15 protein-coding genes are annotated in these 25,415 nt (G+C 37.3%); 6 read left to right on the top strand and 9 right to left on the bottom strand.

Features of this window, described 5'->3' with window-relative positions; genetic code table 11:
* The first annotated feature begins 146 nt into the window (after positions 1–146).
* The 5 genes from TYM08_RS05925 to TYM08_RS05945 all read left to right on the top strand — a co-directional run bounded on the left by TYM08_RS05925 (position 147) and on the right by TYM08_RS05945 (position 11,478).
* Entirely contained in the window at positions 147–2,168 is a 2,022-nt protein-coding gene (locus TYM08_RS05925) for a discoidin domain-containing protein (protein WP_422382043.1), read from the top strand.
* 416 nt (positions 2,169–2,584) lie between these two features.
* Positions 2,585–6,145: a discoidin domain-containing protein gene (locus tag TYM08_RS05930; protein WP_422382044.1), complete on the top strand. Its 3,561-nt coding sequence runs from the start codon at positions 2,585–2,587 to the stop codon at positions 6,143–6,145.
* A gap of 4 nt (positions 6,146–6,149) precedes the next feature.
* Positions 6,150–7,595 (top strand): DUF1501 domain-containing protein, encoded by a 1,446-nt coding sequence (locus TYM08_RS05935; protein WP_422382045.1) that lies wholly within the window; start codon positions 6,150–6,152, stop codon positions 7,593–7,595.
* 327 nt (positions 7,596–7,922) lie between these two features.
* Positions 7,923–9,239, top strand: coding sequence for an IS4 family transposase (locus TYM08_RS05940; RefSeq protein WP_422382046.1), 1,317 nt, complete (start codon positions 7,923–7,925; stop codon positions 9,237–9,239).
* 547 nt (positions 9,240–9,786) lie between these two features.
* Positions 9,787–11,478, top strand: coding sequence for an RluA family pseudouridine synthase (locus TYM08_RS05945; protein ID WP_422382047.1), 1,692 nt, complete (start codon positions 9,787–9,789; stop codon positions 11,476–11,478).
* A 31-nt stretch (positions 11,479–11,509) separates the two neighbouring features.
* Here TYM08_RS05945 and TYM08_RS05950 read toward each other — a convergent pair whose 3' ends face one another.
* Positions 11,510–12,106, bottom strand: coding sequence for a YqiA/YcfP family alpha/beta fold hydrolase (locus tag TYM08_RS05950; protein ID WP_422382048.1), 597 nt, complete (start codon positions 12,104–12,106; stop codon positions 11,510–11,512).
* An 83-nt stretch (positions 12,107–12,189) separates the two neighbouring features.
* Positions 12,190–13,518 (bottom strand): cyclic peptide export ABC transporter, encoded by a 1,329-nt coding sequence (locus TYM08_RS05955; protein WP_422382816.1) that lies wholly within the window; start codon positions 13,516–13,518, stop codon positions 12,190–12,192.
* A 142-nt stretch (positions 13,519–13,660) separates the two neighbouring features.
* Here TYM08_RS05955 and TYM08_RS05960 point away from each other — a divergent pair, with 142 nt between their 5' ends.
* A complete protein-coding gene (locus TYM08_RS05960; RefSeq protein WP_422382049.1) occupies positions 13,661–14,629 on the top strand; it encodes an IS30 family transposase in 969 nt (322 codons plus the stop codon).
* On the opposite strand, the gene TYM08_RS05965 is transcribed toward TYM08_RS05960, so the two are convergent.
* The 7 genes from TYM08_RS05965 to purL form a co-directional block, all read right to left on the bottom strand.
* Complete coding sequence (locus TYM08_RS05965; RefSeq protein ID WP_422382050.1) at positions 14,594–14,926, bottom strand: hypothetical protein; 333 nt, start codon at positions 14,924–14,926, stop codon at positions 14,594–14,596. The two genes, TYM08_RS05960 and TYM08_RS05965, sit on opposite strands and share 36 nt — an antisense overlap.
* Before the next feature lie 205 nt (positions 14,927–15,131).
* Positions 15,132–15,752, bottom strand: coding sequence for a hypothetical protein (locus TYM08_RS05970; RefSeq protein WP_422382051.1), 621 nt, complete (start codon positions 15,750–15,752; stop codon positions 15,132–15,134).
* Between the two features lie 98 nt (positions 15,753–15,850).
* Positions 15,851–16,363 (bottom strand): hypothetical protein, encoded by a 513-nt coding sequence (locus TYM08_RS05975; RefSeq protein ID WP_422382052.1) that lies wholly within the window; start codon positions 16,361–16,363, stop codon positions 15,851–15,853.
* A gap of 828 nt (positions 16,364–17,191) precedes the next feature.
* A complete protein-coding gene (locus tag TYM08_RS05980) occupies positions 17,192–18,184 on the bottom strand; it encodes a hypothetical protein (RefSeq protein ID WP_422382053.1) in 993 nt (330 codons plus the stop codon).
* Between the two features lie 372 nt (positions 18,185–18,556).
* Positions 18,557–19,129 (bottom strand): hypothetical protein, encoded by a 573-nt coding sequence (locus TYM08_RS05985; RefSeq protein ID WP_422382054.1) that lies wholly within the window; start codon positions 19,127–19,129, stop codon positions 18,557–18,559.
* Between the two features lie 51 nt (positions 19,130–19,180).
* A complete protein-coding gene (locus TYM08_RS05990) occupies positions 19,181–20,785 on the bottom strand; it encodes an AAA family ATPase (protein WP_422382055.1) in 1,605 nt (534 codons plus the stop codon).
* 231 nt (positions 20,786–21,016) lie between these two features.
* Positions 21,017–24,937 (bottom strand): phosphoribosylformylglycinamidine synthase, encoded by a 3,921-nt coding sequence (gene purL, locus TYM08_RS05995; RefSeq protein WP_422382056.1) that lies wholly within the window; start codon positions 24,935–24,937, stop codon positions 21,017–21,019.
* Positions 24,938–25,415: the final 478 nt, after the last annotated feature.

Genomic DNA, 25,415 nt, shown 5'->3' on the forward strand with positions numbered 1-25,415 from the left:
TAAAACCTGCTCAAATTATTTTGATTGGGTTCTAACAAATTTTAAATGTTTTTCAAAAAATCCCGTTTTAATATTTTAAAAAAATTAAAAAAAATTAAAAAAAATTAAAAACACTTAAATTATTTCACGCTAAATGGAGCGCAACGATGAAACTCATAACCTCATTAAATTTAACCTTGTTGGTAATTGCTATTAATGGCTGTCAAGGTCTAAATGACGATACACCAACTAAAAACGACAATTCTAATAACGAGAGTCAAACAGATTCTGAATTAAGTACACAAACTTTGACAATGACGCAAAGTGAGACAGCCACACAAACGGATACATCATCAGAAACTCAAACTCAAACTCAAACTCAAACTCAAACTCAAACTCAAACTCAAACTCAAACAATGACCGACTCAGAAACGGTTACTGAAACAATAACAGAGACAGTCACTGAAACTATCACTCAAACAGATACGCAAACTCAAACAGACACAGCGACCGACCCAATTATTGTCGATGGTCAATTAGATCGAACAAATTGGATTTTAGATGCGTCCCACAATACTGACGATTTATCATTAGCAGTAGATAAAAGTGCAGGCACAAGATGGACAACAGGCGAAGTACAAAATGACACTCAATGGCTAAGCATTGATTTAGGTGACTATTACACCATCAACACCCTCACTCTTTCTTATGTAATCAGCAGTGAAGATTATCCTCGCGGATACAACGTATTAACTTCAACTGACGGCATCACTTGGAACACCACCATCACAACAGGGGTGGGCACAACTGACTTCACCACCCTCACTTTTGATGACATCAACACTCAATATATTAAAATTGAACAAACCGGAAGCGACGCAAACAGCTGGTGGTCTATCCATGAAATTTCAGTGGCTAATCAAAGTGACACCTTACCCGACTGGACAGTGGCAAACTTACAAGAATTACGCGAAGCGGTAACGTTAAATGATCAAAATATTGTGCTTCGACCTGATATTTATTCCATTGAAGAATTAGCGGATGGCGAGCGACATTTTCTTGTGTCAGGTAGCAATAACACCATTAACATTACGGGCTCTTACATTGAATTTCCTGTCAGCATCAATGCCAGCGTGGCGCATTTTTATTTTTCAGGAACAGGCAATACATTAATAGGTGGTACATTAGAAAATACCTATGACAGTGGGTTGTTAGAAGTAACCGATTTTGTAAGCTACAACAAAGACCGAGATAATCTTGCTCAAGGTGGCAAACCCCACATGGTAATAGCAGGTGATGACACGACCGTCTTAGAAACAAAAATGATTGTTAGAGGATCGTTTCCTTACGGTTATGGCAGTTATTTTGGCATTGGTGGAGGCAATAGTTTTGGCTTAGACAAACGTGCTGGCATACAAATTAACAGCGCCAATACAATTTTGGACGGCATAGAGCTTTACATGGAAGCGTTTGGTCACGGTATTTATATTGGACCTGGCGAAGGGGTAATTTCAGATAATACAATTATTCGTAACACCCATGTAGAAGGTTTAATACGTCATACCAATGACTTACTAGCAGAGCGCGGCGGGTTAATGGAAACCAATAACTATCTTGATAGCGACGGCAATCCTATTCCTGCAAACGATGCAGAATCATTATCTGAAGACGGTATTCGAACCTACCCAGATGCAGGCAGTGTGATTGTTGAAAATTCAGTTGTTAAAGGTATGCGTGGCGGAATTCGTTTGTATAACGCAAGTGTTGCAACCGTCACCAATTCAGCAGGTATTGATAACCGACTAAGCAATTTCCAAATGAGCAGAAATGGCGTGGTCACTTCATCATCTGCAAACTTTACATACGGCCCAGCTTTATGGGTGTCTAACTTTAAGCAAACCCAAGAAGTCGACATAACAATTATCCCTTCACCAAACGCGGTAGGTGAGCATAACATTGCGAATATAGAACGTGAAAACAATAAAATTATATTGCGTCGAACACCTGGTCCAGAAGACACTCAAGAAACACGAGTAATTAGTGTCACAAATAATGGATCAGAAATTACTAATTACACAGAATACACAATAGTATTAGCAGAAGGTACAAGTGGAAATACAATTATCAGTGCAGGTGAAGTGATTGATAATGGTGATAATGATGTGACGTTAATTGAATTAGAATTATAAAAAAAATGTTAAAACCTGCTCAAAATATTTTGAGTGGGTTTTAACAAATCTAAATTGTTCCTCATAAAATAATACACCTTATTGTTTTAATTATTTCCAATAAATTTAAAATCAAAATGTTACACGATGTAATACAATAATACGGTATAAATAGTGTATTTCTGATTGTGAATGTGACTTGGTGTCACAGGTGCGCCCGTCACAGACTGAATCTAAAGGCTTTGATAATTTGCTTAATCGTTCTCGTTTTGATTTGTTTGCGTGTGAAATATAATTTTTTTTATAGAATAATCACCCAAAGTGTTAAGCGTTATTTTTAAAACGTCATTCGGCTTTTGAATCGTCCTCACAATAATAAGTTGTGTATCGATGTAATTAAATATCATTTTTTTCATAAACATGAAACAGGCAAACACATGATCAATACACTATCGCTACCAATAAAAATTATTATTCCTTTATTGATACTGTCCCTTGCAGCTTGTCAGCCTAGTACGGTTATTGATGCCGATCCAATTGAAGATGGCAAAACTCAAAGTACAACCGATATCAGTACTGGAACACCTACCGATACAAGCGCACAAACAAGCACACAAACAAGTATCGTGACCAATACGGACTCAAATACCGAAACGCAAACCGATGCAACACCGTCACCTAGTAGCGACTCAGTTGTCACAATTTACTCTGAATGTGACTATAAAGGCGAGCGTGTTGAATTGGCTTTAGGCAAATTGAGCACCAGTGATTTAACTGCTAATGCTATTGGAAACGATGCTATTTCATCCATCTCTATTCCAAGCGGCTACATTGTGACGTTGTTTGATAATGATTTAGAAGGGGATGCCATTGTTAATACTCAATCAAGCAACTGCTTAGACAATGAGAATTTTAATAATCAAACCAGTTCTGTCTCTGTGGACATTAATCCTGACAGCGTGAGTTTATTACAAGGCCAAAGTGATTATGCCGCTTGTACTTTATGTCATGGCGATGAAGGTGATGGACTTTATAAAATTGAAGTGAACGCCTGTGTTAAAACTGACTGCACAGATTTAACTGTTCTTGCGTTGTATATCGAATCTGATATGTCTTCAAATACCACAAATGGTTGTGGGTTAGATGTAGAAAACATTGCATCAAGCTGCGCTGCGACGACTGCCGCTTATATTCAAAATCACTTTAGTACTGACCGCTCAAATACGACCCCTAATCCAGAAACAAATACTGAAACCGATTCAAACACCCAAACGGATACTGTCATTGAAACAGAACTAGAAACAGACACCCAAACAGAAACAACGGGTGACCCGATTGAAGTTAGCCCAATCGATCACTCCGCTTGGCTGTTAGATGCCTCTAGTAACACAGCCGATTTAGCATTATTAATTGATGGCGATATTTCTTCGCGCTGGACATCCAAACAATATCAAACGCCGGGTCAGTGGATCAGCATTGATTTACAAGATGTTTATGTTGTGAGCACAATTGAATTAGACATGGGTACAAGTGTGGATGATTTCCCGCAAAGTTATGAGGTGTACGTATCTTATGACGGTGCTAACTGGGGTACGGCCATTGCAACGGGTGTGGGCTCGGCTGTGACTGTTATTGAATTTGATCAAGTAAACACTCAATATATCAAAATCGTTCAAACTGGCACCTCTTCGACTAAATGGTTGTCCATTCACGAAATCAACATAAGCGGTGCGAATGCTTTGGATTCAACGGATACTCAAACCGACACCACTGTCGACCCAGAACCTTACGTCTGCCCAGACATTCAAGCGCTCATGTTGCAGTCCGATTTAAACTGTACCAATGCTGCCTGTCACGCATCTAGCCCAAGTCAGTCTGCACAAATTTCATTAACTGGCACCGTTGACAGCATTGCTCTTCGTTTGGCCGATGCAGATTCGATAAGCAAAGCCTGTTCGGATCTTGGTGAGAAAGTCATAGACAGCCAAAACCCTGAAAATTCATTGTTATTAAAATTAGTGGACCCCAACTCTGGCGATCAGTGTTCTCGTAAAATGCCAGTAGGCAGCGATCACGGCGTAACCGAAGATCAATTCGCTTGTTTTGTTAATTGGGTGGATGAAATTGCTGCGGCAGCTCCGACAATAGTTGAGCCTGAACCGATATTTGAAGCGGTTCCTGCTTTAAGTGCATTAACCAAAGTTAAAGAGCTTTTACATGGTGGCGCATTAACCATTGAAGAAGTGGACAGCATTTACATTTCGGACACGCAAATTAATCAAGATCAGTTAAAAGCGGCCATTGAAGATTGGATGACCACGCCTGCTTATGAGCAAAAGTTTAAAGCGTTTTTACAATTAGCTTTACAGCAAAAAAACGTGAACACCGATATGGTTTACGCCAACCAATTTGACACCATTGTGACGGCAGCCAAAAACAACGGGTATATCAGCAACACAAAAATGAAAGCCAATTTTGAAGAAAGTTTTGTGCGTACTGCATACAAAATCGTGTCACAAGGTGGCGACTTCAGACAAATTGCCAATACACGAGATTGGGAAGTGACCACTGCATTATTGTGGGCATTAAGTTATGGCGACGAACAAGCCAAAAATCCAGGAGGTACACGCTTTAGAGCATTTGTGCATCTTTGTGGTGATTTATATACAGATGAAGATGTGGATTGTGGTGAGACAGACGATTACGCCGATTGGCGTACCGTCACGCTTACACAAGGCACGGCAAAAGCAGACATTGAACAATCGGCCGCCCTTGCACAAAGTCTGCGCGAAGTCCCTGCTGGTGGAAGCTTTGCATTATTAGCACCACGTGTTGGTTTTTTTACCACACCTGTATTTTTCCAAAGTTGGGAATCTAATGTGGGTAATCAATTTCGAGTCACGGCAAACCAAGCCATGATTGTCGGTTTAGGTTTAAGTTATGAGTCAGGTGACGTGACGCCATCAGGTGATTTATCAGGTTTAGATGTCGCCCATGCAGGCGAAGACAACCCAGAATGTTATGCCTGTCATCGAATGATGGACCCAATGACACAAATCTTTAAAAACCATTATCACGTGTTTAGATCTCGTGCGATTCCCACTGCTGGTAACACGCCTGCGTCATTTGCATTTCATGGCTATGAAGCGGATCTTGATACCATTGATGATTTGGGCCAAGCGATTTTTGATCATCCCCATTTTTCTACCGGATGGACAGCCAAATTATGTAACTGGGCATCATCCAAAATATGCGACGAAAGCGGATCAGAATTTAAACGCTTAGTAGGCGTGTTTGAACAAAGTGATTACAACTTAACAACCCTAGTCATCGAAATGATGTCGTCGCCTTTAATTACAGGCATCGACTATGTTGATGATTTTGCAACGACTCAACCAAGCATTGTATTAAATCGCACCAACCATTTTTGTACCACCCTAGAGACACGCTTAAACCAAGTACGCGCCAGTCAAGGCTTACCTGATTCAACGTATGCGAACATTTGTAACTCCACTGCAGACTCCATTGCTGCTTCAAGTTTATTACCAGAAGACGGCTATACACGCGGTACGATTGAGTTTGTACAATCGGTGAGTTTCGATCCGTTTTTATCCGCAGGTTACAACCAGCTATGTGAATCCATGGAAGTGTATATGGTACGAGCAGGAGCAGGAAGCGGTGGCGATGCTAAATACAATGCTGTATTTAACTCCAACCAAGTTGACCAAAGCATTAATGAATTAATCACTTACATCATGGCGATACCACAAGCATCAAACGATTATGAACCAACCTATACCGCTCTAAGAAGAATGTATGACATTCACAATCATCAAACCAGTTGCCTCGACGCTGGACTTGATCCGGTGACAGCAAACCAAGGGTTAAGTGGAGACGATTTACAATGTGGATTTGCAGCTGCAAGCACAGCAGAAGCGTTTAGACCACTTTGGAATTTTGCATGCTCATCTCCCTCTCTACTTGGCTTAGGACTATAAAACGATGATTACTAAAATAATGAAAAAATCGACCAAACAAGCATTAAATCGTCGTCAGTTTTTAAGTGGAAGCATGAAAGGCGCCGCCAGTTTATCGTTAAAATCCTTAGCGACGGGTTTGCCAATTGGATTTATATTAGGTGGGCACATGCCAGCGATGGCAGCCGAAGGCGACAGTAAAAGTTTAATATTGGGTATGTCAGATGATGGACAACCATTAAATGTATACGCGCCGGGTAGCATAAGTTCAGATTCAACCGACCCATGTTTTGTGATTGAACGTGCCGATGAAGCAGGACTTGGCGTCGCAAGTTTAGGCAACATAAACGGTAACGATATTTTCGCGTCAGACTTCTTTACACCTTCAACAATCAGCATGGGTGAACAATCAGTAGTGGCACCTAATATTTGGTCAAATGTGTCACAAACATTGTTAGATAGAATGCAGTTTTTTAATTTAAGAACTGGAGCAAATGGACACGCAGAAGCACAGCGCGTCAGAAACGTAAACGGGACACTTTACGGTGCAGACGGTCGAGGATCCGAACAAATACAATCCGCCATCATGCAAGAATTAGCCTTACAAAACGCAAGCTTAAACAGCGTATTAACCACACCATTAATCCTAAGTGGCGAAGGTGGACGACTATTAACATTAAGCCAAGAAGGCGTGCCCATAAACCGCTACACCCCACTGGATATAAAGTCATTATTCTTAGATGAAGCGGCCGCCGAAATTGAACAGATGAATCAAGTGTACGACGAGACGCTTGATCAGGTGTATAACAACATCAAACAAAACGGCACCGCCGCCCAGAAAAAATATCTAGACACTTATTTGTCATCAAGAGTGCAAGCAAGTTTATTAGGTGATCGTTTAGGAGACTTATTAAGTGACATCAACGGCGAAACCAAAAACGACCAAGCACGAGCGGCCGTTGCATTAGTAGAATCAAACCTATCACCTGTGATTGTCATACGATATGAATACGGCGGAGACAACCATGGTGACGAAACCTCATCAATCGAAACCAGCCAAACGATTGAACAAATAAACAACCTAGAATCCATGTGGAGCTTAATCCAAACCATGGGATTAGAAGACAAAGTGAACTACGCCACCTACGACATATTTGGGCGAACACTTGGTAAAAACTCAAGAGGCGGACGCGATCATCACAACCAAGCTTGTGTAAACATGATGTTTGGCTCAAACATACAGCCGGGGGTTATGGGCGCAGTAGAAACATGGGTCAATTCAGGAGCAAGATTGTTACGTGCATCGAGCATCAACTCCACAACAGGCCAAAGTGTTGATACCGACATAGACGCAAACGACACATTAACTGCATATGCCAGAACATTAATGGCAAGTGTGGGGGTGAGTGAAGAACGCATCGATTTACGTTTTAGTAGTGCAAAAACCGTTTATGGTGCGTTGAAATCTTAAATTGTATTTTGAATAAAATAGCCATCTTTTTAGATGGCTTTTTTGTGGGACAGTGTCAAATCGTTAAAACAAACATGCTTGTAATTGCCCTGCATTGATCCACTTAACGACATCGTGTCGTCATCGGCAACAATCCTGGGGTCTGGTCTGAATGGCACTGCATTAAGCAACTAATGGCTTATACATAAATAAAGGACAGCTAGGAAATATAGTATAATAGATTCACCACAAACCAATACTATATGACCTAGCTGATGAAATATTCTAACACTAAATCTACTAAAAACCCCCCTTAAAATAATTGATAATTTTAACTTCATCGATATCATGAGTGACTCGACTATCAAACCTATTATTGAACAATTCCTACCCGAGTATAGAGAACGAATTTTCACCCCAACAATTACTCTATCACTATTCTTAAAACAAGCATTTAGCCCAATTAGTTCCTGCACCAATGCCGTAAATAATTTTATAATTGAAAACAAAGAAAAACTGCCTAATAAAGTGAGTAACTCCACAGGATCTTATTGCAGAAGCAGGCAAAAGTTGCCTATCGAAATGATTCAAGCATTAACCAAACACACAAGTATGGAAGTGAAATCTAATCTAGAAAAAGAATATGATGTTAGAGGAAATATTTATCTAATTGATGGTACTACATTTTCGCTTCCTGATACTGAAAAAAACCAAACTAAATACCCACAACAAAAAGCACAAGCGGAAGGTTTGGGCTTTCCCATTTGTCGTGCATTAGGTGTATTTTGCCTTGAAAGTGGTGTTGCAATAAATGCAGAAATTGCACCTTTCAAAGGTAAAGATGCAAGCGAGCACCATATGCTAAGAAAATTAATAGACACCTTCCAAGCAGGTGATTTAATTGTTGGAGACTCCTTGTATAGTAGCTTTTGGCTAATTGAACACTTTCAGCGTAATGATATTGATTTTGTATTTCAGCAAAATGGTCAGCGCAGTAAAAAGTCTGATTTTAGAACAGGTAAAAAGCTAGGGAAAAACGATCATATTATTGAATATAAAAAACCTCCAAAGCCAGAGTGGATGAGTGCTGAAAAATATGAAGGCATACCCAAAACAATCAAGGTTCGTGAATTAAAAGAGCAGTATAAAATATTAGTTACTTCGTATAATGATGTTAACGAATACCCTTCTGAAAAAGTAAATGAAATATACAAAAGACGATGGAATATTGAATTAGATTTTAGAAATTTAAAAACAACTATGTCACTATCTCAATTAAGTTGTAAAACGCCTGAAATGTGTGAAAAAGAAATTTGGATATATCTATTGGCTAATAATATTATTCGAATATTTATGATGCAAACTTCAATTAATTATAAAATAAAACCAAGAACGATTAGCTTTAAATGCACACTTCAAATATGGAATAAAATACTGGATAAGTTTGAAAATCCATTGGCTGTAGTCGCTGATTTTTTATATTTAATGACGAGAAATAGAGTTGGAAATCGACCAGGAAGAATAGAGCCTAGAGCAAAGAAACGACGATCGTCTGCTTACACCTTACTGATGGTTCCAAGAGAAGTGGCGAGAGAGAATGTACGTAAAAACGGGCATCCCCCTAAAAAGAGAAAAAACACTGGTGAACGTGGTGGTAAAGCTTAATGCAGTGCCATTCAGGCCTGACCCCTAAATTCTGATGTTTGCAAGAGGTGGTTTTGTTGAATTGACGAATAACTCACTTTATTGATTAATCAATATATAGATCGACTCAAGTCATTTTATTTTCATCACCATGATTTTCTTTGCATTGTCATCAACGGTTTGTTTGGCGTTGGCTGAATACGCAGTATTGGATTTTATATCAATTGAACAGATAAGTAATATTTTCAACCCTTTTTCGGCAATGTAAAAAAGGAAGGTGCAATCAAATAATGAATAACCAAATAACGAAAAATATACACAAGATAAAAAAAATAAATCCCATATATACTTAGTGCCCTATGAGCGGAGTGATTTCTGCTGATTCTAATAAAATTTCTAAAGTAAATAATATGAATGTAATTGTCGTTGCTATTTTACGTTCGCTGATCTATTGGTCACCATGAAAGTTGCTGAAAAAATTTAATTAAAAAGTTAAAATAGCTTAAATTCTGATAATGATTGTATTAATAATGTTGAATTATTTATTTTTAATTGAGAAACGCATTCCATGGATCTAACAAACCAGACAAAACCACATTGCTTTACAGCATTTAAAACATCAATTGCGCATTGTGATATACCTACAAGATTTACGTTTCCTTTTTGCTACCAGCCAAATGAATTAAGCTTAATTGCAACGCAAGAGCTGCAAACCTTTTTGTCAACTGACTTAAAATGGTCAACAGGTGATCGAGGCTTGGGTAGAATGTTTGGTGTGTTGGTGGTTAAAAATAAAAACAACGACATCGGATATCTCAGTGCTATTTCAGGTAAGACAACCAATGAGATGACATTAAATAATTTCGTACCCCCTGTGTTTGATATGGATATCACCACACAAGATAAATCTTATACAGGCGAACAAGCCGTTATCAATCAAATAAATACTGATATTAAACGATTAGAAGGTAATCCAGACCTTCTTAAATTTAAGCAAGACTTAGACAATAAAACCAAAAAATATGAGCAGGATATTGAACTTAAAAAAAGACAAATGACTCAAGATAAAAAATCGAGAAAAGCATTACGTTTAACTCAAAAAGAAACACTGTCTGCTGATGATTTTAGAGAATTTAGTCAAGCGTTAGATAAAAATAGCGTTGAACATAAATTGCAATTAAGGGATTTAAAAAATAGTTGTCAAGCCAGTATTGATGATACCCAACAAAAACTTAATACCCTTACAAGTGAAATAAATCAATTAAAAGAACGTCGAAAAAATAAATCATCGGCATTACAAAAATTAATTTTTCAACAATTTAAATTTTTAAATAGTAAAGGAGAAATAAAAAACTTAATAGACATATTCGGCCCAACACCAAGAGGTGTACCTCCATCGGGCGCAGGCGGTTGTGCTGCACCTAAATTATTACAATATGCCTTTCAGTGGGATTTACAGCCAATAGCCATGGCTGAGTTTTGGTGGGGCGAAGCACCGAAATCAGAAATTAGACAGCATGGTAATTTTTACGGAGCCTGTTTAGGAAAGTGCGAACCAATATTAGCTCATATGCTAGAAGGGATGGTTTTGGATGATAATCCATTATTAGATAATCCAGCAGAAGGTAAAGAGTTAGTCATCATTTACCAAGATAAAGATTTGTTGGTGATCAACAAACCCGCAGAGTTTTTGTCGGTGCCGGGTAAAAATATTCAAGATTCAGTGTATACAAGAATGAAATCACTTTTTCCAAACAATGAGAGTCCATTTATTGTGCACAGACTCGATCAATCCACATCTGGATTAATGGTCATCGCACTAAACAAAAAAGTCCATAAAAAACTACAAAAACAATTTATAGAACGAAGTGTTAAAAAATCTTACGTTGCTTTAATTGAAGGCGACTTGAAGCAAGATCAAGGTGTCATTAACTTACCTTTACGTGGTGATTTAAATGACCGACCTAGACAGTTAATTTGCCAAGTCAATGGTAAACCATCTGAAACATCATGGAAGGTGCTAGAGAGAATTGAGACTACAGGACAAGTAAGAACCAAAGTACAGTTATTTCCAATTACAGGACGCACCCACCAACTACGAGTACACTGTGCGCATTCATTGGGTTTAAATATGCCGATAGTGGGTGACGATTTATATGGAAAAGTTGAAAACCGATTGCATCTACATGCGAATACATTGGAGTTCATGCATCCTAATACCAAAGAAAATATGACGTTTGAAATTGAGAGTGAGTTTTAGCTGTTCAAAAATCAGAGTAGTTCGGGATCTTCTACTTTTGAGTACTATAAAACCGATGTTTGATTGATTTTTCAAGACGTTCAAAATTCTCAAAACGATGACCGCCAGTTTTAAAAATTGCACAGGGGTATCGATTACCAACTAGTTTAAGTGATACATTGCTATCCAATATTTCGTCATCAAGGGCGAATATATGAAGCACGCTGGTGTTAACTTCCTCGATACTGACACTGTATTTGGGATAAGCTTTTAAGTCTTCCTGCGTTACCTCAATATTCACTTCATTGCTTGGATCGTTATCAAACTTACTATAAATCCCTGTTTTAAGTGTCTTGTATGGTGCAAGTGACGGGTTAATCGCCACAGTGATTAGATCATGTTTGACGGCGGCCCAACGCGCCCAAAACCCGCCAAGTGAAGTACCAACAAAACCTTTGATGTTTTTAGCACCAATTTTTTCAACAATATCTTTAATGGCCTTAGCCGCATCTACTGGTTTGTGTGGCTCATATTTCAGACCAAAGACTTCACATTCAGGAAAGAAGTTTTTAATGTGTCCAACTTTAGATCCGTTTTCGTTACTTCGAAACCCGTGTAAGTAAATGATGATTTTTTTTTGTGGGGTCATTTTGTTCTCATTTGATTAATGCAGTATTTTAAAAAGAGGGTGTTGTATTTTAGATATTCAAAAAGTATTTTATTTTTTGTTTTTTAAATTTTAGTTATTTTCCCTGCTTCAAATTTAATGAATTTATCGGCTAAATGAAAATAATTATCATCATGAGAAATGATCACTACAATTTTACCCTGTAGTTTAAGCTCAGGTAATAATTTAGAATAAAAATATTTTTTAAATACAGGGTCTTGATCTGCAGCCCATTCATCATATACACAAATTGGTGCATTTTCTAAGTAAGATTGTAATAACGCGATTCTTTTTTTCTGCCCCTGGGATAGATCCATTGTTGATAATATTCCATTTTTTGATTGTAATTTTTCATCTAATTTAAGAACTTTTAAATAGTCCATTATGATTGAGTCATCTGCTGGATTACCTTTTTCATCCAATAATTGTTGGAATAATGCAAAGTCTGAAAATATAGTAGAGAAGTAATTTTTATATTGCGCCTGACTCATGCTCTCACCTAATAATTCATCATTAACATAAATATTGCCTGATTGAGGGGGGTACAAACCAGTTAATAACTTTACAAATGTTGATTTACCACTTCCATTTCCTCCAGTTATAAATGTTATTTCGCCAGACTTTACTGTTAATGTTATTGGGCCAAGAAAGAAATCATCCCTTTTATTTTCATGTGTTTTACTATATTTAAAACAAACATTTTTAAAATGAATAGAGTTTACTTTCTTTTTAATTAATTCTTTAGTTTCTGAATCTGTTAATGTGAATTTATCAACTTCTTCTAATTCCAAATTGTCTATTTTTTTTAAAGAAACACGCACTTTAGCGATTTCTCCAGATATACTAGCAATATCTTTAAGTGGTGGAACTATGTACATAATCAGTAATACGAAAGATATAATTATGTTTATTTCCATGTTGGGTAAATATTTGCTGCTGCCATAAACTATGACACCAATTAATAAGAAAAATATTACGCCTGTAAAACTATTGTATAAAACAATTATTGATTGTGATGTGGTACTTGATTTTCTTATTTTTTCTAAAATTGGAGACACTTCGTTATCATGAAAATATTGTCGTCTATTTTTATTTAAGTGGATCTCTTTGCCTCCATTATTAATAGCTTCAATATTTGAAAAAAATGAATCTAAGTTTTCACGTAATTTTTTTAGATTAGGTATCAATATTTTTGTCAGAATTTTAACTATTGCCGAAGTCACCACTAAACCAACAACAACCACTAAAAATAATATTAAGGATTGATGCATCATGTATCCAAGACATACTAAAATAGTAATAACATTAAAGGTAAACGACGGAATCATCATCAATCCATGTCCAAGGTTAGTTACATCCTCTTGCATGACAGCCATTATTCGATGATTTCCAATTTATTCTACTTTTTCATAGCTAGTGGATATTATTCTTTGTATCGCGGATTCAAATCCGAAGTGCATCATCTAACAAGGTAGAAAAAGAGGTCAGCTGAAGGTAAGCTCATAATCTTTTTCTCCGGCAAGAGATGAAGTGATTATGAGTATAAACCCACAGCTAACCTATGAACAAAGATGCCAGATCTACGCATTAATTAAAAGTGATTTTTCACAAAGAAAAATTGCAGAAATTATTAATGTCAATCAATCCACAATTAGTCGAGAGCTTAAACGCAACACAGGCGAACGCGGTTATCGGTACAAACAAGCACAGAAATTGACTGATAATCGAAGGGAAAATGCTTGTAAACCAACAAAGATGACTAAAGAATTGATCTTAACTATAGAGACTAAAATTAGATTGGATTGGAGCCCTGAACAAATCTCAAATTGGCTTCTTAAAGATGAGGCGACACTCATCAGCCACGAAAGCATCTATATTCATATTTGGAAAGATAAGCGTGCAGGTGGTGATTTATACACACACCTTCGTCGAGTTGGAAAAAAATATGATAAACGCCGTAATGGAAAATCAACACGTGGACATATTAAAAACCGAATCAGTATTGATGATCGGCCATCCATTGTTGATTTAAAATCCCGCGTGGGTGACTGGGAGATTGATACCATAATAGGAAAAGGACACAGTGGTGCATTAGTTACTATTGTTGAGCGTAAAACAAAATTTACAGTCGCTGCACAGGTAAAAAGCAAAAGTACAAAAGATGTAACAGCGGCAACAATTAGGCTACTAGAACCTTACAAAGACCTTGTTCACACGATTACAGCAGATAATGGAAAAGAGTTTTCTGGACATGAAGAAATTAGTAAAGCACTTAACGCAGAAATTTATTTTGCGCACCCATATAGTTCCTGGGAAAGAGGGTTGAATGAAAATACAAATGGATTAATTCGCCAGTATTTTCCAAAATTCACTGACTTTAAAACTGTTAAGCAGCAAGAGGTAGATTGTGCGATTAAAAAAATAAATACAAGGCCAAGAAAAATACTGAATTATGAAACGCCATATGATTTAATGCATGAATATCAAGCAGCATTCGCTGCATAGATTTTGATGCACTTCGGATTTGAATCCGCGTATTAAAGATAAACGGATTTCTTTTAAAACTTTACCACTTAAGCGTAATAAGATGTTCTGTGCAATTATATTGGTTGAAATTACCATAAAAGAGGCAAGTGCAAATATTAAAAATGAGTATTTAGGTATACCGTTTAATTCTTTAAAACTAGCAATAACTTCTGAAATTATTGTTAGCATTGCAATTCCAGAAAATGCACTGACACCACTAAAAAGTGCCGCTATTATTAAGCTCCATTTAAAACGTTTTAATAAATTTACAAACATACATCCTCGTTAGTTATCCAATTCTCAATCTGATTTTATAGTAGCAAATTATTTTTCCTATGTCGCAATATTGTTCAGTTGTACAGCATTCTTTGACATTGCACATAGAGTTGGATGCCACTTATAGCTATATGGATTATGAATGGTTGTGTCAGATTTGTGATGCAACCTGCGTTGATGTTAATAAGCATTAAGTAATATAAATTTATCTATTAAATGCGAGTTTTAAACCAAAGGCAGAGTTTTGTCCGACACCATAATAATAATTGAAAGGGATGATGTTAATGTTTAACGATAATCCGTAAAGGCTGATTAGTTGCAAATCTATTTGAGTATTTATGCCGTAGTGTGTACGTGTATAGGATTCAGAATTGTCGTAAGTTAAGATGCCATATTCGTAGATTGTATGAGTATCATCAATATCTGCAATTAATAATGCTGGACCAGCGGATATTGAAATATTGTGATAATTGTATTTGTATAATAAATTTATACGGTTGAATGAATCACTAATGATAATGCCTTTAGTTTCATGATAAGGATCTGGTGGTGCATTCGGAAGTGCTCCAGCACCTTGTATAGGTTCATACTCTTTAAGGTGAACTCCTTCTTGCTCAATTAAAAAATGCATCTCATTTATACTGAACTCAAGCCCAATTGCAATTGAGTTTCCATGATTAACGTCATTAAGCCATTGATTGTCACGTTGCAGATATTTATTGTAATTCATGAGAAAATCAGTATTAGCTCTAAAGCTAACACCTTCTAGTTTAAAAGCATGTAGCTTGGGACTTAAAATTAATAATAAAAAAAAGATGTATTTCATGGGGTTCACCTAAAATATTTTTATATATTTAATTGTTTTTAATGTCCATTTATTTTGGCGTAAAATCTATGTTTATCTCGAATTAGTGAACTGGGTGGCTAAGAATTCGTAAGGTTGGTTGATAGATTTTTCATTTTTCTAGAAGATACAAAAGTTGGTGCGATGCAAAAGTGGGTGTAAAAGTGGGTGTCACTCTTGGTCTCAATATCTGCAATTAATAATGCTGGACCAGCGGATATTGAAATATTGTGATAATTGTATTTGTATAATAAATTTATACGGTTGAATGAATCACTAATGATAATGCCTTTAGTTTCATGATAAGGATCTGGTGGTGCATTCGGAAGTGCTCCAGCACCTTGTATAGGTTCATACTCTTTAAGGTGAACTCCTTCTTGCTCAATTAAAAAATGCACCTCATTTATACTGAACTCAAGCCCAATTGCAATTGAGTTTCCATGATTAACATCATTAAGCCATTGATTGTCACGTTGCTGATATTTATTGTAATTCATGAGAAAATCAGTATTAGCTCTAAAGCTAACACCTTCTAGTTTAAAAGCATGTAGCTTGGGACTTAAAATTAATAATAAAAAAAAGATGTATTTCATGGGGTTCTCCTAAAATATTTTTATATATTTAATTGTTTTTAATGTCCATTTATTTTGGCGTAAAATCTATATTTAACTCGAATTAGTGAACTGGGTGGCTAAGAATTCGTAAGGTTGGTTGATAGATTTTTCATTTTTCTAGAAGATACAAAAGTTGGTGCGATACAAAAGTGGGTGTAAAAGTGGGTGTCACTCTTGGTCTTATGCAAAGATGCAAAAGTGGGTGTCACTCTTGGTCTTATGCAAAAGTGGGTGTCACTTTTGGTCGTAACATACTCAATCAAATCGTCAACCAGATGATCGTATGTTTAAATTAATATCAAAACGGCAAGTCTGCAATCAAACCAGAAGGATACAAAAGTGGGTGTTACAAAAGTGGGTGTCACTTTTGGTCTTACTTTTGGTCTTTCATCACTTTTGGTCTTTCACTTTTGGTCTTACATTTGATCCATATTAGTAAGATTAATAGTTCGGCAATAGCGGGATATACTACTTAAATAATGAGAAGGTGCCTGCCCCGCTGCCAAGACTTTTCTCACTTTGCTGTTGCCTGCCTAAAGTCAGTTGGTTTAACCGCGTGTTATATAAGTTGTTATGTTGATACCAAACTAAATGACAGTCAAATATACATTCCGGGCAAAGATGTCTTTCATGTACGGTTTGGTGTGTATGATCCTAATTTAGGTGATCCTACTAATAATATGTTAGTTGAGGATAGGCACATTCGAATGGCTTATGGAAAAGATTATATTGACGTTTGGCCTTAAAAAGGTAGGGCTGACTCCAAAGGAAGTGATTCACTTAAAGTAAGTGTGAATGTTGATTGTATTATCCAAATAACGACTTCGCCTTTTTCATACCTGCAGTTTTGTTGATGTCGCAATGCTTCATTGCATTACAAATACTTTTAATAGAGCCAACCATCCTATGAAATTGACTGCCATAATTTTGTGCACTATATAAAAATTCATTGGGGTCAATATTAAACTCTAATAGCACCGATGGTGTGTTTTTATTGATCGAGGATTTATTGTCTCGTAATTGTTTTCCTGTCCATTCTACTAATTCAATATAAGAACTCACTTTAATCGGAATGTCATTTTTTTTGGTTCTAGAATAATTCCCAGTTAATTTTGATAACTCTTTAGGTTGCGTGTTTACATTATTAATATTTTTGGCTTGTTTTGCTTTTTCATAACGTTTTTTAATAGACGTAAATTCTGATTTTTGAATGGTCTTACTCATATTTGCACGAATAGGGTTTAAGTCCACGTATGCCATGCACGTTAATAATGCTTGCTCATCTAATAACGCTTGTGACTTAAAACGAGACTCCCAAAAACGACCTTTACAGTCGTCTTCTTTGTTAGCAATACGCGCCAAAGGCTCGTTAATATTACGCATAAACCAACTAATATCATGTAGTTTCTTACGGCAGTTTTCTGCAAATTCTAAAACTAAATCAGATTCAATTTCAGTTAAATTTTTCCCTTTTACATAAGACTTAGATAATTCCGTGCCTTTGTAAATTTTGTGCCAGCGAGTTACCACCTCCAATGGAGTCCATATATCAGAAACGCTTTTGTGTACATCCAAAATAACATGGTAATGGTTACTCATCACCGCATAAGCGCAAACATCAATGGCAAACACAGTGGTTAAAAAAAGAATTCGATCTTCAATCCATTTTCTACGATCAATCTTGTTTGGGTCATCTTTTGAATGATCATCAAGGATGAATGCTTTTCTAACCGTGCGTGTACAACAATGGAATTTAGAAGTTAAAGATAGATCTATCTGGGCGGAGCGTTTAACAGCCATAATCGAAGTCATTTAATTGGGTGGTTTATTTAAATGTAGATGATATTGGCTATTTTGCACATTCATAATTGTAATGATTTGTTTCAAAAGTGGGTGTCACTTCTGAACTTGTTTGGTGTCACTTCTGAACTTGTTTGTTCACTTCTGAATCTCTTTGCGGCTTCGAAATCTGGCAGAAAGAATATAGTTAGCATAAAAGATAGCGCGCATAACACGAAAAATAGACTGCAAATCCATTTTAAGCCTGTGATGATTTTAATTTTCATATTTATACTTTCCTAGGTTACTGATATTCAAAAGTGGGTGTCACTTCTGAACTTTGTTTCAAAAGTGGGTGTCACTTCTGGTCTGACTCTTCTGAATCTTTGTTTATTATTGCTCAAAGGAGGTGGCACTTCTGAGTTTATAATAAATGCGACTAGTTTGTTGTTCATCGTTTGTAATCAGGAATCTATTAATTTTTACTTCACTGTCTGCGCTTGGGAAATTTTCAATAAGACGTTCGGCCACAGTCTCATTGCAGACTTTTGTTTTTTTAGTATGTTTATTAATGTTTTTTAAAGATTCAATTAAACCTAAAATTTGATGTTTCGTACCAATAAGAATAGCTTCATCCCAACCGAATTCACAGGTGATAATGGGCCCAATCAAAACACTTTTCTTGCATATATCAACCAAACCTAAACTGATTTTTTGATGTAATCTACTTGTTTGTTGATCATCTGTAGAAATAATTAGCCAATCGAATGATATATCTCCAAAATCACTTTCAAGTTGATAATTCAATATGTTTTCATCGCTTAATTTTTCTTTAGTCAGGTTGTTTAATGCTGTCGTTAAAAGGTTTATAAATTGTATTAATTCACTTTCTGTAAAAATAAAAGATACCAAACCTTCTTCGTTCGGGTAAGTCATCATAGGGCCTTGGTATAAATCATCAATCATATAGCTCTCTAATATTAAAAGTGGATGTCACTATTGGTCCTATTCTGAACTTTATATTTCTGGTAGTAATGAATTTAGAAAAGCAATGCATTCTTTTTCATGAAGTGAAAGGTTGTTAGGTCGAGAGTTAAAAATTTTCCATAATTGTTTTTTGTAAATATCTTCGGAAACTCCTAGTGTTGATATTGCTTGGCCAAGTATAGTTTTTCCAGGGAATATTTTAAGAGTGTCTTCAAAATCTTCAAGTGCTGAATTACAATCAGCTAATATCTTTGTGAAAATGGAATTTGGATTGAATCCCCAGTTTGATGGATCTAACTTTTTATTGAAATCATTTTCTATAGTTTCTAAATCTTTGTTAGGTTTAACAGAATTTAAAATAGGTGTTAGTTTGAATTCTACAAATTTTTTACTACGTTCAAGAACAGTTTTGTTGAAATCAATACCAGATAATACCTTTTCTATTTTTATTTTAAATTCCTTCCACTTATTCTCTATTTCATGTGATTCATTTCCAAGTGATTCAGCAACTGCAAAAAATATTTTCTTGTGTGTTAAAATTGACTCTAATTCATGATAGGGTAAAACGTTAATATTTGAAGAGAATTTTGTAAAGTATTCATCAGGCCAATAATCTCTATCAATAATTCCAGAGACTTTTAAGCTAGAGAAAATATTATTGTCAGTCATGGCTTCAACACATTGGATTACGCGTGAACAACTTTCAACGGGAATGACTGCAATATCAGAATTATACCATTTAGAATAAAAGTCAATATCCATTTTGTTTGTAAGAGTGCCTTCACAAAAAAGAATTTTACTTGTTGAAATTGAAAAGGATGCGGCACCTAAAATTGTTTGAAAAATTGAATCTGGTAATATATTACTATATTCAATTATCTCTATGTCATTAGGGTTGTTTACTGCAATAAAACTTGCATTATTACGAGTTAGTGCAAAGTGGAGGTCATGTGTAACATAAATGAATCTGCAATCTTGACGATAATTTTCTAATGTGTCCCAGATTAATCTCGCTAGTTGGGTATGAAAGTGTATTTCAGGTTCATCAATAATTATAATGCCCTCTTCTGCAGAAATAACGCGGACTATTAAATATAATGCAGCTCTTTCTCCAGCAGATAGACGACTTATACTGAAATTGGTTTTGGATATGTGTGCTGCATTAGCGGTAGGGTTGTTAGTGCTAAAATCAATTTTCCGTTTGGGGAATAACTCTGCCCATATTTTTTCAACTATATCAAATCTAGTTTGAGGGGCTATTGTTTCAGGGTTTAATTTGTGATCTCTCAGAAATTTAATTGCGATATTACTTTCTTCTTCCTTGAATTTCTCGGAAAATGCTTTGAAGTCATTTGCAAGCCCCCAAGGGTGAGATTTTTGTTGATCTGTTATTTGTGAATATGATTTGGTTCGGTCGTTTGTATAAGGGTCCATTGTGATTTTATCGGGTAAAGAGATATTTCTATGTGCACCTATATAGTCACATTTTTTTTGTTTAGATAGTTTGACTGCAAAAGTTGTTTTCCCTGAACCATTTGCTCCAATAATAACAATTGGTTTTTTTCCTTCCATAGTTTTTTGATTTACATTTACTCCATATTTATCATCAGATTTTGTATTATTTGGCTGAGTCATAATTTTTTCCTTTTAACGTTGTTAAATTAATCGTTATTCAATGGCAATTTTATTTACTAGAAAAAATGTCAAGGAGTAATTTTGAAGTACATTTTATCATTTTAAGCATACTAAATACTTTTCAATAAAAAACCCCAATAAGCAAAGCCGCTTGGGGTTCTTTCTTTTTTAACTAATCAGCACAGGGATGTGCGTCTGCGTTAGCTTTTAATTTCTTCAGGGAAGAAGAAATTAAACTTGAGAGCCAACCCACTTACGCGCATTACGGAACATACGCATCCAAGATCCATCTTCTTCCCAAGCATCTGGTGCCCATGAAGTAGTCACTGATCTGAATACACGCTCTGGATGAGGCATCATGATTGTTACACGACCTGACTCGTTAGTTAAACCTGTAATGCCGTCAGCTGATCCATTTGGATTCAACGGATAGCTTGTGGTTTTTTCGCCACGGTTATCAACAAAGTTGACAGCCACTAAACCTGAATCAATGGCTGCTTGCTGTGCTGCGTCTGATTTGAATTCTGCGCGACCTTCTCCGTGTGCTACGGCGATTGGCATTTTAGAGCCAGCCATGTCGCTGAAGAATACTGAAGGGCTGCTTTGTACTTCAACCATTACTGTGCGCGATTCAAATTGCTCTGATTCGTTTTTAACAAAATGTGGCCACTGTGACGTACCCGGAATGATTTCTGCCAAGTTTGATAACATCTGACAACCGTTACATACGCCTAGTGCAAATGTGTCTTCACGCTCAAAAAACGCTTTGAATTCGCTGCGTGCTAACTCGTTAAATAAGATTGATTTTGCCCAACCTTCACCAGCGCCTAATACGTCACCGTATGAGAAACCGCCACAGGCTACTAACCCTTTAAAGCCTGCTAATGACACACGACCCGAAAGAATATCGCTCATGTGTACATCTACTGCGTCAAAGCCTGCTTTGTCAAAGGCTGCTGCCATTTCGATTTGGCCGTTGACACCTTGCTCACGTACGATGGCAATTTTTGGTGGTTGCTCGCAATCTTCATTAATGTCAAAACAGATGTCTTCGTTTACGTCATAGGTTAAATCAGCAAACAAACCTGGGTTGGATGCGTCTAGGTGTAAATCAAATTCTTGTTTTGCGCATTCTGGGTTGTCACGACGTGCTTGCATTTGGTAGCTGGTTTCTGACCAGAAACGTAAATACTGTGTACGCATGTTGGCTAGCACTTCTACTACACCAAAGTTAAAGCGAACATGGTCGTCTTGGTTTAATGTACCTATAACGTGTGTGCAATCGCCTAAGCCTGCGCCTTCAAATTGGTACAATACTTCTTCAAGTTCGTTGTTATTTACTTGAATCACCGCACCTAATTCTTCGTTGAACAATACGTCTAAGCATTGGTCCTCGAAGTCAGTTAATGTTTCTAACTGAATGTCGACACCCACGCGACCTGCAAATGACATTTCACAGATAGTGGCAAATAAACCGCCATCAGAACGGTCATGGTAAGAGATGATTTTGTCATCGCCATTTAAGCCTTGGATCACAGCAAAGAAGGCTTTTAAGTCTTCTGCGTCATCTAAATCAGCGGGCGTGCTGCCGATTTGGTTAAATACTTGAGTTAGGGCAGTGGCACCTAAACGGTTTTGGCCACGACCTAAATCAATTAATACTAACGACGTCTCACCTTGGTCAGAGCGTAACTCTGGTGTGATGGTTTTACGTACGTCGGTGACTGGTGCAAAACCGGTTATGATTAATGAAAGCGGAGAGGTGACTGATTTTTCAGCGCCGTCTTCGTCCCATTTAGTACGCATGCTCATTGAGTCTTTGCCTACTGGAATAGTCACGTCTAGCTCTGGGCATAATTCCATGCCGACTGCTTTAACGGTTTCAAACAATGCTTGGTCTTCGCCAGGGTGACCGGCAGCTGCCATCCAGTTTGCTGATAATTTAATATCGGCTAATTTTTCAATTTTAGATGACGCTAAGTTGGTGATGGCTTCGCCTACTGCTAAGCGACCACTTGCTGGTGCATTCAAAATAGCCACTGGCGTACGTTCGCCCATAGCCATTGCTTCGCCTGTGTAACCTTCATAGCCTGAACAGGTTACCGCAGCGTTAGCTACTGGAATCTGCCAAGGGCCAACCATTTGGTCACGGTTAACTTGACCGGTAATCGAGCGATCACCAATGGTGATTAAGAACGACTTACTGGCAACAGCAGGTAATTTTAATACGCGTTCTGCGGCAGTCATTAGGTCGATATTTTTACGAATGAATTCGCGTTTTTTGTAATCGGTTGTGTCAAAGCTGCGTGACATTTTTGGTGGTTTGCCAAGTAATACGTCAAGGGGCATATCCACTGGGTTGTTACCAAAATGCGAGTCACTTACGGTTAAGTGTTTCTCTTTTACTGCTTCGCCAATCACGGCAAACGGACAACGCTCACGTTCACAGATTGCTGTGAATTCTGCTAGCTTGTCTGGAGTAATGGCTAATACATAACGCTCTTGAGATTCGTTACACCAAATAGCCAATGGCGACATACCCGGCTCGTCGTTTGGAATGTTACGGATTTCAAAACGACCGCCTAAGCCGCCGTCGTTTACTAATTCTGGGAATGCGTTAGACAAACCACCTGCGCCCACGTCATGAATAAACGCGATAGGGTTGGTCTCGCCTTTTTGCCAACAACGGTCAATCACTTCTTGGCAACGACGTTCCATTTCTGGGTTGTCACGCTGAACCGACGCAAAATCTAAATCTTCGTTGCCGTCTTTTGAATCCATTGAAGATGCTGCACCGCCACCTAGGCCGATTTGCATTGCTGGGCCACCCAGTACAATAAGCTGAGAGCCTACGGGTACTTCGTCCCATGCTTTATCAACATGATCGGTTTTGATGTTGCCGTAACCACCTGCGATCATAATTGGCTTGTGGTAACCACGTACTTCCATACCGTTTACTGTGTCGACTGTTTGCTCATAAGTACGGAAATAACCGTTAATAGCAGGACGACCAAATTCGTTGTTAAACGCAGCGCCACCTAGTGGGCCTTCAATCATGATGTCAAAAGCAGACACAATACGTGTTGGCTTGCCGTATTTAGATTCCCATGGTTGTTCGAACCCAGGAATGTTTAAATCCGAAACCGTAAAACCGTTTAAACCTGCTTTGGGTTTACCGCCAGTACCGGTTGCGCCTTCGTCACGAATCTCGCCACCAGAACCCGTCGCCGCACCAGCAAAAGGGGCAATAGCCGTTGGGTGATTGTGTGTCTCAACTTTCATTAAGATTTCTACGCTTTCAAAGTTATAACCGTATTGATGGTCTTCGCCTTGAGGATAAAAACGCGATGTTTCAGAACCACGAATAACCGCAGCGTTATCTTTATAAGCCGACAGAATATCTTCTGAATAGTTTTTGTAAGTGTTTTTGATCATTTTGAATAATGAATGATCCTGTGCAACGCCGTCTACTGTCCAGTCTGCGTTGAAAATCTTATGACGACAATGCTCAGAGTTGGCTTGAGCAAACATCATTAATTCGATGTCGTTAGGGTTACGCTCTAATTTGATGAAGCTTTCTACAAGGTAGTCCATTTCGTCATCAGCTAGGGCTAAACCTAAGTTACGGTTAGCTTCTTCTAATGCAGGTTTGCCTGCATTTAAAATATCAACGCTGGCAACTTTGGCAGGCGTTGCTTGCACAAACAACTGGCTCATTGAGCTTTCATCAGTTGTGATGGTTTGCGTCATACGGTCGTGTAGAAACGATTTCAAAATTTTTGTTTGCTCAGCATCTAATGCTTGGCTGGCATGAACCGTATATTTAACCGCACGTTCTAAACGTTTGATTTGGGTTAAACCACAGTTGTGCGCGATGTTGGTCGCTTTACTTGCCCAAGGCGAGATCGTGCCTAAACGAGGCGTGACATAAAATACATCGCCTTCAATTACTTCGCTTGATTGCTTTGGTCCGTAAGTCAGAATCTTTTCTAATACTTGTGTTTGCTCGTCATTCAAGCTTTCGGTGGTGTCTGCTAAGTGTAAAAATTCAGCATACACTGCCTGTACACTTGGTAATTGAGTTTGAATTTGAGTCAGTAAACGTTGACGACGAAAAGTTGATAGAGCCGGTGCTCCACGCAATTCAAGCATGTTAGATACGCCTTAAGATAGTTGGCCAAAAGTTGTTGATAGAAGGCTAAGAGTCAATGAAATCAGAGCCTAAAAATTTGCGCGCTATTCTACCTGATATTTAGAACAAAAGCAGTAGGGCAGTTGGGTTGATTACGAACTGTTACCAAGAGTGTATTTTACGAAGAAAAGACGGATATAACACTGGGGTAAAGGTGGTTTTGTCTCAATAGTTTGAAGGGTAAAAAATGATGGGCAAGAATTGATTTGGTTTCAGTGGCTGTTTTGATTTAGTTTCAGTGGTAGTCGATTCATAGCAAAGAAAGTGAAAGGTTTTCAAATGATTGACTTTTCATTGATGAGTTTACAACAAAAAAGCAATAAATTTAACAGGGTTCATATTTTACATTCTTAGATCAATATGCGTAAATGAGCAAAACGGTTTAAGTGGATGTGAGGATGTGCATTCGTTTAATACAATGGAATTATTAAATTAACC

Source organism: Marinicellulosiphila megalodicopiae (assembly GCF_045862395.1).
Taxonomy (GTDB): Bacteria; Pseudomonadota; Gammaproteobacteria; order Pseudomonadales; family Natronospirillaceae; genus Marinicellulosiphila; species Marinicellulosiphila megalodicopiae.